At 66.4% G+C, this 13,319-nt stretch carries 8 protein-coding genes; 4 read left to right on the top strand and 4 right to left on the bottom strand.

Annotated elements, in window-relative coordinates:
- Positions 1–126: 126 nt before the first annotated feature.
- From CR918_RS06165 to CR918_RS06180, 4 genes are all read left to right on the top strand, one after another.
- Positions 127–642, top strand: a complete 516-nt coding sequence (locus tag CR918_RS06165) for an RNA polymerase sigma factor (protein WP_025878928.1) — start codon at positions 127–129, stop codon at positions 640–642.
- Complete coding sequence (locus tag CR918_RS06170; RefSeq protein ID WP_099842258.1) at positions 639–1,676, top strand: FecR family protein; 1,038 nt, start codon at positions 639–641, stop codon at positions 1,674–1,676. The genes CR918_RS06165 and CR918_RS06170 overlap by 4 nt, the downstream gene beginning before the upstream one ends.
- A 141-nt stretch (positions 1,677–1,817) precedes the next feature.
- Positions 1,818–4,751, top strand: a complete 2,934-nt coding sequence (locus CR918_RS06175) for a TonB-dependent receptor (RefSeq protein ID WP_099842259.1) — start codon at positions 1,818–1,820, stop codon at positions 4,749–4,751.
- An 11-nt stretch (positions 4,752–4,762) separates the two neighbouring features.
- Positions 4,763–6,358 (top strand): alkaline phosphatase D family protein, encoded by a 1,596-nt coding sequence (locus CR918_RS06180; protein WP_099842260.1) that lies wholly within the window; start codon positions 4,763–4,765, stop codon positions 6,356–6,358.
- A gap of 55 nt (positions 6,359–6,413) precedes the next feature.
- Here the strand turns inward: CR918_RS06180 and CR918_RS06185 are convergent, their stop codons facing one another.
- The 4 genes from CR918_RS06185 to CR918_RS06200 all read right to left on the bottom strand — a co-directional run bounded on the left by CR918_RS06185 (position 6,414) and on the right by CR918_RS06200 (position 13,298).
- Positions 6,414–8,522: a phosphocholine-specific phospholipase C gene (locus CR918_RS06185; protein ID WP_099842261.1), complete on the bottom strand. Its 2,109-nt coding sequence runs from the start codon at positions 8,520–8,522 to the stop codon at positions 6,414–6,416.
- Positions 8,523–8,532: 10 nt separating this feature from the next.
- Complete coding sequence (locus CR918_RS06190; RefSeq protein ID WP_099842262.1) at positions 8,533–10,911, bottom strand: TonB-dependent receptor domain-containing protein; 2,379 nt, start codon at positions 10,909–10,911, stop codon at positions 8,533–8,535.
- Between the two features lie 117 nt (positions 10,912–11,028).
- Positions 11,029–11,955 (bottom strand): c-type cytochrome, encoded by a 927-nt coding sequence (locus CR918_RS06195; RefSeq protein WP_099783575.1) that lies wholly within the window; start codon positions 11,953–11,955, stop codon positions 11,029–11,031.
- Positions 11,952–13,298: a c-type cytochrome gene (locus tag CR918_RS06200; RefSeq protein ID WP_099844258.1), complete on the bottom strand. Its 1,347-nt coding sequence runs from the start codon at positions 13,296–13,298 to the stop codon at positions 11,952–11,954. Before CR918_RS06200 ends, CR918_RS06195 begins: the two co-directional genes overlap by 4 nt.
- Positions 13,299–13,319 lie beyond the last annotated feature (21 nt).

Here is a 13,319-nt window from a genome sequence, read left to right on the forward strand (position 1 = left end):
TGACCGGTAGACGGGCGACGATTGGGTCTGCGCGAACCTTCGCTTGGCCATGCGGCGTTGCAATGCGGATGTCATCCTTGGTGTGCACCCTGCTGGGTTTTCCAGCCTCGGGGTGGTTGGTCGGTTGTGAACAGCGTCAGGATCTGGGAGAAGAGCTACGCCTTGCGGCGCCGCCTGCTGCGTGGCTTCTTCCTTCGGCGTGGTTCACAGGCTGCCGATGCCGAGGACCTGGCCCAGGAGGTCTACCTGCGGCTGCTGCGCAGTACCGGCGAAGATGCCCAGGCGATCGAGAACCCCGAAGCCTATCTGTTCGCGGTGGCGGCCAACCTGGCGCGTGAACAGGCACGCTCGCGCTCCGGCCTGCCACAGATCGAGGACGTCGACCTGCTGGCCGAGGTACTGCGCAGCGAGGAGGACATCGAAGCTGATTTCGAGCGGGCACAGCGCTGGAGCGGAATCCGCGGCGCCATCGCGCAACTGCCGCCGACAACGCGGCGGGTGATGGAGCTGCACTATCGCGATGGGCTGGATTGCCGGCAGGTGGGGGCACAGCTGGATGTGTCGGTGCACATGGTGCGCAAGCACATCGGCAAGGGACTGGATGCCTGCAGGAAGGCGCTCGGCGCCGGGAAGGATGGATGAACCGGCAGGAGCCTGCAGCGATGGATGACGAGGTGGCCGAGCAGGCCGCGCACTGGTTCCTGTGCAACCGCGAGGGTGACCTGAGCGCCGCTCAGCGCATCGAGTTCATGGCATGGATGAAGCGCTCTCCCGAACACATACGCGCGTACCTGCATGTCCTGCACGTGCACCGGCAGGTAGGCGCGGTGATGGTGGCGTACGGACAGGAGCAGGGGGACAGGGCCGCATTGCCGGAGCTGCCGGCAGCGGCGAAAGTCGTGCCGTTGTTTGCCGTACCGGTGCCCGTGCCGCGCGCCGTGGTCGCATCGCGATCACGCCGGCCACTCTGGAGGCGGGTGGCTGCGGTGGCCTGCTGCCTGTTGCTGGTGGCCGGACTGGTGCCGTGGCTGATGCCTCGCGAACAGATGCTGATCGCCGGCCACGCGCAACTGCGTGAGGTGGTGCTGGCTGACCGGACGCAGGTGCGCCTGAACGCAGACAGCCGTCTGCGGGTGAACATCGGCTGGTTCAGCCGTCGGGTTGAACTGCTGAGCGGCGAGGCCACGTTCGATATCGCAGCGGATCACCGGCCGTTCGAGGTGCAGGTTGGCGATCTGCGGATCCGCGACATCGGCACCGTGTTCGATGTCTCGCGCCGTTTGCAGAGTACGCGCATCGGCGTGGTGTCCGGCGAAGTGGAGGTCTGGACCGCCGGCAGCGGGCAACGACGGCTGGCGCAGCTGCCTGCCGGGAAGGTGGTCCAGGTCGATCACCACAGCCATGCGGTGCAGCCATTGGAAATACCGATGTCCATGCTGCTCGACTGGCAACAGCGCCGGGTGTCGTTCCGCGATGAGCGGCTGGACGAGGTGGCGGCTGCCTTCAACCGCCACAACCAGGTACAGGTGCGGCTGACCGATGACGCGGCGCGCGCGGCGCGCCTGTCAGGCAGCCTGGAGGCGCACCGGGTCGCAGCGCTGCAGGCATTCCTGCAGCGGGACGAAGGCTTCGTCATCCGCCGCGAAGCGGACACGGTATGGGTGTCCAGCCGTTGATCGCGGTTCGGCGAACGGTTGTCAGAAAAAATTCATCGAATCGGCGTTCTCCACTTCCGCCGATGCCGGCTCTTACTTGGGAGAAGCCGCCGTCGCATGCCGATGCGGTACCAGCAGTCCTCTCTCCTCCAAGGAACCGTGATGCGCAAGAAGCTCTATCTGTCGGTGGTACTGGCCTTGTCTCCCTGTCTGGGTGCGCATGCACAGGCGGCATCGGCCAATGGGCTTGAGACCCGGGTCACCGCAGCGATCGCCGCGCAGCCGCTGAGCCAGGCGCTGGAGCAGCTGTCACGCAGTTCGGGCGTGCAGTTCCTGTATGCCGGCGCGGGCGCTGCACCCATGGCGGGCGCGGTACCGCGAGGAGCCACCGTCAAGCAGGCGCTGGACACGCTTCTGGCCGGCACCGGCCTGCGCTACACGGTGGTGGACGGCAACGTGATCGCCATCGACGCGGCACCGGTCTCGCGGGAAAGCCGGCAGGCCGCACCGGCATCGCGCCCACCGGAAGCGGTGGTGGCCCCGACCCTGGGCACGGTCAAGGTGATCGCCGCCCATGAGGTCATCGACCAGAAGAAGACCTCGCCGGTGATCAAGGATTCGGTGATCTACGACGAGATGGACAGCTATGGCGATGAGACGCTGGCCGAGAGCCTGATGGCCGCGCCCGGCCTGAGTGCGGTGGAAGATGCGGGCGAACCGCGTTACGTGACCGTGCGCGGCGTGCAGGCCAATCTCAACTACACGACCATCGACGGCATCGCGATCGCAAGCGTGGGCGGCAGTGGCTCCGGCGAGCGCATGAACAACCTGCAGCTGATTCCCAGCGACATCGGCACCCGCACCGACATCTACAAGAGCTTCAGCGCCGAGCAGGCACCGGACGCCATCGGTGGTGTGATCGACATCATCAGCCGCAGCGCCTTTGACCGCTCCGGCAAGTACGTGTTCGCCGATGTGGCCGGCATCCATTCCACGGCCGAGACCAATGTGGGGCGCAGCGCGGGGGGCGACCACAAGACCCTGGGCCACTTCGGCAAGAGCGCCAAAGCGGTTTTCTCCAATCAGTTCGGCGGCGATGATCAGTTCGGCATCGTCGCGGTCGCGCGCTATGAACAGCGCTCGCGCAACAGCGTCAAGCGCTGGGTGGAATCGAACTACTACTACAACGATGCCGGCAAGTACCTCACCGATGGAACCACCGGCCCCGACGAGGCGAAAGGCTGGAACGGCCTGCGCGCGCCGGGCAACTTCAGCACCGGCACCTACACCAACTACATCACCAACTTCGGTGGCTCGGCCAAGCTGGAATGGAAGCCATCGGACGACCCGTTCTATGCCTCTCTCCTGCTGTACTCGTACCGGTTCTACGAGAACTCGACGATGAACAAGACCGATCTGTATGGCAACGCCAAGTTCCCGGTACGCAACCAGAGCGAGGACGGCGGCACCACCCAGATCAACAGCATCTACATCAAGAACCGCCACGACCGCTGGGACCGCAGCAACCGCGGCGCGATCGCCAGTTTCAACTGGGATATCGGTGACCTCTCGCGGCTGACCCTGCGTGCCGGCCACACCGAAGAGACCTTCCACAACAACCAGGTCTACTGGGGCGTGCGCGCCTACCCGAGCAACCTGTTCGTTGACTATGCCAACGACAGCCATGGTTTTCCGAACGCCGTGGGTGTTTCCGATTCCAGCCTGCTGACCAGCTCGGCGTTCAAGCTCAATCCGGCGCAGGCCTATATCTCGCCGCGCGACGCCAAGGAAAGCATCGACAACCTGCGCGCCGACTTCAGCTACAACATCGATGCCGATGCACGCGGTTTCGGTCTGGCTGCCGGTGCCGAGTATCGCCACCTGAAGATCTGGCAGGACATCGATTTCGATTACTACAAGACCAGCGCGACCTTGAATGACTATCTGTACCCGGGTTCGACCCTGCTTGGCAGCGTTCCCGGTTTCCCGTTGATCGACAACCGCAAGTGGCATGACGAGCTTTACCCGAAGCTGGGCAACAACGATGCGGCGTACCCGAATGCCGACTTCACCAGCGATTACAAGTACGTGGAAGACATTGCCAACGCCTACGTGTCGGCGCATTACGCCTGGGATCGGCTGCTGCTGATCGGCGGCCTGCGCTACGACCACACCACCTTCGATGCGCTCAGCCCGTTCAGTGAGGATGGTGGCACCACCTACACATCGGCATTCCGCAAGAGCAGTGGCGGCTACAACAACCTGCTGCCGTCGCTGAACGCCACCTTCAAGCTGAGCGAAGACCAGCGCCTGAGGTTCTCCGCCAGCCGCACGCTGGGCCGGCCGACGCCCAGCAACATCGCCCAGGCCACCAGCACCAGCTGCGGCGACGACGAGCTGGGCGGAGGCTTCTGCACCATCAAGCAGGGCAATGCCTCGCTGCAGCCGCGCCGCTCGACCAACCTCGATCTTGCCTGGGACCTGTACTTCAACGGCAACAACGGCCTGGTCTCGGTGGCGTTGTTCGACAAGGTCATCAAGGACGACATCTACACCCTGACCACGTTCGAGAACGTCGGCGACATCCGCTACCGGATCACCCAGCCGATGAACACCGATGAGTCGACGCTGCGCGGTGTCGAGTTCGCGGTAGCCAACCGCAACCTGCAGTGGGGCCGCCACCGCTTCGACATGTACCTCAATGCCACCCGCCTGGACGGGCAGACCAACTACCGCATCAGCGACGGCAGCGAGCGCCGCCTGGACCGCCTGCTGTACCAGCCGGACTGGTCGGTGAACGGCTCGGTGATCTGGCGCATGCCATGGAAGAGCTCGCAGCTGCGCGTATCCGGCACCTACCGCAGCCGGATGCTGGTCGACTTCGGCGATACCCAGTGGCTGGATTCGTACTACGACCCGTACATGACCTTCAACCTGGCCTTCAGCCACAAGGTCAGCAAGCACGTGACGCTGAAGTACGAGGCCAAGAACCTGTTCAACACCCAGCCGACCTACAGCACCGGTCCGAACGGGCGCTTCCGCACCGAGATCGATGACTACGGCCGCTTCTTCTACTTCCACATCATCTACAACTGAAGGCGACCGTCTTGGATACGATCAATCGCAGGCGTTTCCTTGCCCTGTCCGGACTTTCCGCATTGGGTGCGTGGGCCGGAACGGCCCGCGCGCTGGCCGCGCAGAACGATGTGGCAGCGCTGAATCCGCGCAATCTGCTCGCATCGCCGCGCTTTGCCAGTACACCGTTCACTCTCGGCGTGGCGTCGGGTGATCCGTCGGCCGACGGCGTGGTGCTGTGGACGCGGCTGGCCACCGAGCCACTGGTGTTCGGCGGCGGCATGCCAACCCGGCCGATGGCGGTGGCATGGCAGCTGGCCGCCGACGAGAGCATGCGCACCGTGGTGCGGCAGGGCACCGCCCTGGCCCACCCCGAGCTCGGCCACGCGCTGCACGTGGAACTGGACGGCCTGCTGCCGGGGCGGCCGTACTGGTACCGCTTCACCGTGGGAGGCCATGCCAGTGCGATTGGCCGCACCCGCACCCTGCCTGCGGCCAACGCGCGGGTCGACCGCGTGCGCTTCGCGGTGGCCGGTTGCCAGCACTACGAGGAGGGGCACTACAGTGCATGGCGGCACATTGCCGAGGAGCCGCTCGACTTCGTGTTCCATTACGGCGATTACATCTACGAGGGCGAAAGCCAGCCTGGCGTGCGCAGGATGAACGGCCAGCCGTTCACCAACCTGCGCAACCATGTTGGCCCGCAGACCTACACGCTCGACGACTATCGCCGGCGCTACGCGCAGTACAGGACCGATACGGACCTGCAGGCCGCGCACGCCGCGTCGCCGTGGTTCGTCACGTTCGATGACCACGAAGTGGACAACAACTGGGCCGGCGCCGAGGACCAGGACGGCACGCCCAGTGAAGTGTTCCTGCTGCGCCGCGCACAGGCATTCCAGGCGTACTACGAGAACATGCCGCTGCGTGCTTCGTCGTTCCCGCGCGACGGCCATATGCAGATGTACCGGCGCGCGCGCTATGGCACGCTGCTGGACCTGCACCTGCTCGATACCCGCCAGTACCGCAGCAAGCAGGTGGACATCGCGCAGCGCGGGCAGGTGGAATCTCCCGAACGAAGCATTGTTGGCGCAAAGCAGGAGCAATGGCTGTTCGACGGCCTGGCCGACGCCGCGCCGCGCTGGCACACCATCGCCCACCAGGTTTCGCTGGGCAACTACCTGCGCGAGAAGGACGGCGTGGTGCAGGCCTCCGACGACCAGTGGTCCGGTTATCTATCCAGCCGCCGCCGCCTGCTCGATCACATCCAGAAGGTGGGCTTCGGCAACGTGGTAACCGCCTGTGGCGATGCGCACCGCCACTATGCCAGCGACCTGGTGCAGGACAATGCCGATTCCGGGGTGATTTCCAGTGAGTTCCTGGCCACTTCGATCACGTCGGGCGCGGACGGGCAGGGCGTGGATGCCTATGCAGAGAACCAGCTGCGGCACAGTCCGCACCTGAAGGCGACGACGGACAAGCGTGGTTATGTGCTGTGCGACGTCACCCGTGATGCCTGGATCGGTGACATGAAGACGCTCGATACGGTCATGCAGCCGAACGGCGCGCTGCAGAGCTGGAAGCGCTATGCCGTGGAGCACGGTCGGCCGGGGTTGCAGGAGGCCTGAGCGGGATGTTCCACCCTGTGGAGCCGAGCACGCGCCCGGCTCCACAGAATCACTTTCAGCCGTGATCGAAGCGCAGCGGTTCGCTGCCCATGGCAGGGTCGCTGGTGCCAGGCCGGCCGTCTTCGGCACGTCCGGCGAGGCGTTGCTCGACGCCCTGCGAGCGCACGATCAGGTCGTACCAGCCTGCGGTTGGTGCGGGATCCCAGGCCAGTACGGTTTCCGCGCCGGCCACCAGCTGCAGTTCGCGGGTGGGCATGTGGCCGGCGTAGGCGCCGGCCTGCACTTGGACCTTCCGCGCTGAAGGCGATGGATTGCGCAGTGTCAGGCGCATCTGGCCGTCCGCGCGCTCCACGTGCGCGTGCAGCGGCGCGAGCGTGCCATCGCCGCGATAATGGCGATGGAATCCATTCGGTCCCAGCAGCCAGAGATCGTAACGACCCTGCGCATCCAGCGGCCAGCGATCCTGCAGCGGGGCACCTGGTACCACGGTGTAACGGCGCGGAACGGCGTCCAGGCGCAGGCGGTCGTAGACATGCAGCACGGCCGCGGCGCCATCGCTGGCCAGCTGCAGGGTGAGACCAGCGCCATCCACCGATGTGGCCTGCACGTGCGGCCGATAGGGCAGTGCCCGTGCAGGACGTACGCCGGGCTCCTGGCGGGCCGGATGCAGGCCATCGGGCAGCGCGGGCACGGTACGGCCGGGCAGGGCGGCGGCGCGCGCGGCGACAGCGGTGACATCGGGCAGCGCCTTGGCAAAGGGGCGGGTGTCGCGCTGGGCGAAGTCGAAGGCGTTGCTCAGATCACCGCAGACCGCACGCCGCCACGGCGAGATGTCCGGCGCGGCGACGCCGAAGCGGCGCTCGATCAGACGCAGCACCGACGTGTGGTCGTACACCTGCGAGTCGACCCAGCCGCCGCGGCTCCACGGTGAAATCACATACAACGGTACGCGCGGGCCAAGCCCATAGGGGCGCCCACGCAGCTCGGCGGCATCGTATTTCTGGTCGCCTGGTGCCGGGTGGCGGTGGTACTCGCCTTCGGTACTGACCGCCGACGCACCGGCCCAGCCGGCACCAAGCGGGGAGGGCGGTGCCGGTGGCGGCACATGGTCGAAGAAGCCATCGTTCTCATCGAACATCAGCAGCAGGGCGGTACGGCTCCACACCTCTGGATCGGCGGTCAGTGCATCCAGCAGGCGCGCAGTATAGGCGGCGCCCTGCGCGGGGCTGGACGGACCGGGGTGCTCGCTGCCGGCTGCGTCGGCAATGATGAAACTGACCTGCGGCAGGCGCCCGCTGATCGCGTCCTCGCGCAGCTGCGCCAGGCCACGGGTACTGACGCCGCGCGCGCGCAGCTCCGGGTCATGCCCCGGGGCGCCGCGGTACGCCTGGCGGAAGGTCTCGAACCCGGCAAGCGGGTTGTCGGTGAAGTTGTCGGCCATGTCCTGGTAGATCTGCCAGGACACGCCGGCCTGCTGCAGCCGCTCGACATAGCTGGCCCAGCGGTACGAGTCCGGATGGCCGCCCAGCTCGGGGAAATTGTCGTGCGAATTGGCGATCACCGGGCCGCCTGCCTGGCCCTGGGCGTCGTTGTGGCCGGTCCACAGGAACACGCGGTTCGGGTTGGTGCCGGCCTGCATCGCGCAGTGGTAGGCATCGCACAGCGTGAACGCATCGGCCAGGGCGAACTGGAACGGCATGTCGCTGCGCTGGAAGTAGCCCATCGAATGGTTCTGCTTGGCCTTGGGCCAGTGCGCCATGCGCCCGTGGTCCCATGCCTGCTGTGCATCAGGCCAGGTGTGGGGCGTGCCTTCCACCCGCATGTAGCCGAAGTGCGCAGCGGTATCCAACGGAAAGGGGGCGATGGCGCGTTGTCCGCTGGCGTCGGGCTGCAGCCACAGGCTGCGCGGGCGGTCGCCACCGGGCAGCGGCGATGCCGGGGCAACGAAACGGTCACCGAAGCCACGCACGCCCGGCAACGTGCCGAAGTAGTGGTCGAACGAGCGGTTCTCCTGCATGAACACCACGATGTGCTGCAGGTCCTGCAGGCTGCGCGTGCGCGAAGCAGGGGCGATCGCTGCTGCCCGGGCGATGCTGGGCAGCAGCGGCGAAAGGCCGGCGGCGACGCCGGCCTGCAACAGTCGGCGTCGGCCGGTATCAGTCACAGGGTCACACTCACAGGTCCACGCGGAAGGAGATGCCGACGGTGCGCGGGGCGCCGATGAAGGCGTTGTCGCGGCCGTCCACCCCTGCAAGATAACGCTTGTCGGTCAGGTTGCTCACCACCAGGTTGGCGCCCATGCCCTTCAGGCGCGGCGACAGGCCCTGCAGGTCGAAGCCGATGTTGGCGTTGAACACGGTGGCCGAGGGCAGCTTGTTGACGTTGGCCGCATCCAGGTAGCGTTCGCCCAGGTAGCGGCCGGACAGGCCGAAGTTCCAGTTCTCACCCTGCCAGTCGGCCGATACCACCAGGATCTGCTCCGGCTGGCCGATCACCTTGGCGCCATCGACGATGCCCAGCTGCGTGTCGCGCGCGTCGTTGCCGCTGCCCAGGTACTTGGAACGGTTGTAGGTATAGGCCGCATTGATGCGCCAGCCATTGTCCCAGCCGTAGCCGAAGGCCGCTTCCAGGCCGTTGCTCTCCACGCCGCCGAAGTTCTCGTAGACGCCATCGGTCTCGCCGAGGTAGTCGATGCCGCTGACCAGGCCGGCCGGCAGGTAGACGATGCGGTTGTCGAACTTGATGTTGTACAGGGTGACCGAGGCGGTCAGCGGCCACCGGCTGATGCGCATGCCCAGTTCGATGTTGTCGGCGGTCTCCGGTTCGACGTTGCGGAAGCGCTGGGGATCGGTTTCACCCAGCACCCCGGACGGGATCGCGGCGAAGTTCTGCGAGTAGCCGGCGAACAGTTCCAAGCCCCCCACGCCCGGGGCCCAGGTGAAGCCGGTGGACAGCAGCGGATCGGACTTCGAGTCGGACTTCACATTCTCGGCGGCGCCGATCACGCGGCGGCGGGACTGGTCGACGAAGAACTGCTTTACGCCCAGGCGCGCGCTGAACGGGCCGAAGCGGGCCACGTCCTCGACGTAGTACATCTGCTCATCGACCTTGTACTTGTCCTCGAACTGCACCCAGTAGGGCTGGTGGTCGAAGGCGATGTCCTGGCCGACGTTGAGCAGGCGGTGCCAATCGCGGCGCACGGAACGGTCCAGCTTCTCCACCCACAGCCCGCCGCGTACGGTGTTGTCGATGGCGCCGAAGGTCTGCCGCCATTCGACGTCGGCGGTCACGCCCACGCGATCGTTGTCGTAGTGGGAATGGCGGTAGGACTGCGCGCCCTGCACGTTGCCGGCGTAGCAGTTGGGGTCGTACTCGGCGCTGAAGCCGAGTCGCGGCGTGCAGCTGGCCAGGCGCTGGGCGGAACTGCCGTCGGGGTTCACGAAGTAGATCTGGCCGCGGTTGCTGCCACCGTAGACCGTCCTGCCGCCGAGGTACTCCGACTGCGGGCGACCGGCACCGTCGTCGTTGACGTCGGCCAGGTACGGCGGCAGCCAGTCACCGCGGCCCTGCATGCGGTGCCCGTAGGCGGCCATCGAGGCCTTGAAACCGTTGCCGCCATCGAAGGCTGCGCGCAGGTAGCCGAACGTGTTCTCGCGCAGTGCGCGCGAACCGGAGCGGTAGTTCTGGTCCAGGTACGGAATGCCGGTCAGGGTGCCGACCAGGCCGTCGCGGTCGGGGTTGGTGGCGAACCCCTTCGGCGAAACACTGGTGTACTCCGGCTCGTCGGCATCGTTGTAGGACAGGTAGCCAGTCAGGGTCCAGCGGTCCAGCTCGGTGATGAACTTGCCGGCGATGTTGTCGTTGCTGGTGTGGCCGGTGCCATCGATCCAGTCATGCACGCGCGCCGACGATGCGCTGATCCACGCGCGGGTGTGTCCTGCAAGCAGGCCGGTGTCGTAGCGCACGTAATACTTGCGCGCTTCATTGTCACCGGCACCCACCACCATGCGCAGTCGCTGCTCCTGCAGCGGGTCGCTGGTGAGGAAGTTCAGGGTGCCACCGAGTGCTTCGTTCGAGCGCGAGGAGATATCGGCCGTGCCCTGGCTCACTTCCACCGTTTCCAGGTCGAGCGTGTCGATGTAGCGGTTGGCCAGCGAGCCGCCGCCATAACCGGAACCACCATTGGGCAGGCCATCGATGGTGGTGCCGATCTGCTGGGTGTCGCGGTTGGTGACAAAGCCGCGCATGCTGATCTGCGTGCCCCACACCGAGGAACCGGTGGCATCGGCTTCGCTGACGACCACGCCGGGCACTTCGTTGAGCGCGCCATTGACGCTGCTCAACACGGTCTGCCGGTTCAACGTTTCCTGGCGCACCGAGGTCTTGGCATAACTGGTGGCCTGGCCGATCACCTGTACCTGGTCCAGGGTCCGCGCGTCGGCGCTTCGCGTATCGGCCACATCGCCCTGCGGTGCTTCAGCCAGGGCATCCAGTGCGGGAGCAATCAGCAGGGCAAGCAGCGAGATACGGGGAAAGCGCGCAATCGTTCGCATCGAAACCGGACCTTCAAGGGAGGAAAGTCCGGGAGTGTCGGCAGCGCCGATGACATGGCGGTGACGCGCAGATGCAGGGAGTGTGTTGTGTGACGGCCGGCAAGACCGGGGCGTTGCTCAGTAGCGCGCGTCCTTCGGTTTCGGATCGCGCGGCCAGTCCTTGGCCTTGCCGGCGAAGTCCGGGCGCGGCTGGTTGATGAAGTAGCTGGCGATATCCACCGCGTCCTGGTCGGGCATCACCTGCTGGCCCAGTGGCGGTTCACGGGTCGTTGCCGGCGGCATGTTGTGCTTGACGAAGCCTGCGGCCTTGTACAGACGCGCCATGCCGGCACCGATGTTGAAGCTGCGCTCGCCCCACAACGGCGGGAACGCGATATCGCCGCTGGCGTCGCGCCGGCCTTCGCCGTTGTCGCCGTGGCAGGCGGCGCACTGCGCGGCATACAGCGCCTGTCCACGTATCGGGTCCGGTGTCAGCGTGCTGTCGATCGGCCCTTCGCTGGGCGCGGCCACGCGCGCACCCTCCGGTACCGGGCGGCTCAGCCACGCCATGTATTCCAGCATCGCACGCATCTCCGGCGCGTCCTTGGCCAGCGGCTTGCCGTTCATCGAACGCTGCAGGCAACCGTTGATGCGCTCGGCCAGGCCGATTTCCCTGCCCGGTCGCGGCATGTAGCGCGGGTAGCTGCCGCCTCCGGTGTTCAAGTAGTGGTTGCCGAACGGTCGCTTGCCCTCGGCCATGTGGCACGAATTGCAGTTCAGATCATTGCCGACGTTGTCCGGCAGAAGGCGTGCGGTCTCGTTGAGCAGGCGACGGCCGAACATCACCGCGTCGGCGTTGCCGAGGCTGGCGATCTCCTCGGCACTGGGCACGTGGTACTGGCCCACCACCTGGCCGTGGCTGTCGAGGATGTCCAGGGTCCTCGCGACTTCCGCGTCCAGGTCCGGGTACAGGTGCTGGTACAGCAGCGTGCCAGCACCGGCCAGCAGCACCACAACGACCGCGCTGGCGATCAACGCTGTCGAACGCTTCTTCGAACGCCTCATTGCGCCGTCTCCTGCGGGACCACATGCGCCGGCTTGTCACGCACCACCCGGCGCATGCGCGCTACGTCCAGTTCAGTGACCGCGCTGGCCTGGTTGCCCCAGCTGTTGCGGATGAAGGTGAGGATGTCGGCGAGCTGCGCATTGGGCAGCTGCTCGAAGCCCGGCATGGTGAATGCCATGCGGTCGTGCGCGGTATGTGGCGTGCGCCCGCCGGTCAGGGTTACCTGCACCAGCGAGCTGGGATCATCGGCGAAGACGATGGAGTTGCCCGCCAGGGCTGGGTAGACCCGTGGCATGCCGCGGCCATCTGTGCGATGGCAGGCCTGGCAGTGTTCGGCGTAGGCCAGCGAACCGGCCACCCGGTAGTCGCCGCCGCGCAGTGCGGCGGTAGTGGTGTCGGTGCCCGGCGTCCACTGCGCGCTGCGCCCTTCGCGGGCCGGCAGCTGCTTCAGGTACCGCGCCATCGCCAGCAGATCGGCGTCGGACAGGTACTGCGTGCTGTGCTCGACCACATCGGCCATGCCGCCAAAAGCTGCGGAGCGATCGGTGCGGCCGGTACGCAGGAACTCGACGATTTCGGCTTCGCTCCAGTTGGCCAGGCCGGTCTGTTCATTGCGCAGGTTCTTCGCGTACCAGCCTTCCAGCACCGAGCCGGACAGGAACTGGCGGCTGCCATCGTCGGCCATCGCCTTTTCCTGGAAGGCCAGCCCGCGCGGGGTATGGCACGCGCCGCAATGGGCCAGGCCTTCAACCAGTTCGGCGCCGCGCTGCTGGCCGGCATCCAGGGTGGGATCAGGGCTGAAGCTGCGCGGGCGTGCGAACAACAGCTGCCACCAGGCAAGCGGCCAGCGCATGTTTGCCGGCCACGGAATCGTGCTGTCGGCGTTGTCCTGCCGGACCGGCTGCACCGCACCCATGAAGTAGGCATACAGCGCCTTGATCTCGGCATCGCTGGCGATCACGTACGAGGCGTAGGGCATGGCCGGATACAGCGGCTGGCCGTCATGGCGGATGCCACGCCGCACCGCGCGCTCGAAATCGGCGTAGTCGTATGCGCCGATGCCGGTCTCCGTGTCCGGTGTGATGTTGGTCGAGTACAGCGTGCCCATCGGGGTCTGCATGCCAAGGCCACCGGCGAACGGCCTGCCGCCCGGTGCGGTATGGCAGGCGGCGCAGTCGGCAGCACGCGACAGGTACCGGCCCTGTTCGATCAGGGCCGGGTCGTGGATGTCGACCTCGGCGTGTTGCGGTGGGGCGAACCAGTACGGTGTACTGCGGGCGATGCCGTAAGCGGCGGCCAAGGTGGCGGCCAGGGCAATGGCGAGCTTGAACGGGGTGCGCATGCCGGCACTGTGGCCATTCGT

The organism is Stenotrophomonas indicatrix, from assembly GCF_002750975.1.
In the GTDB taxonomy this organism is placed as follows: domain Bacteria; phylum Pseudomonadota; class Gammaproteobacteria; order Xanthomonadales; family Xanthomonadaceae; genus Stenotrophomonas; species Stenotrophomonas indicatrix.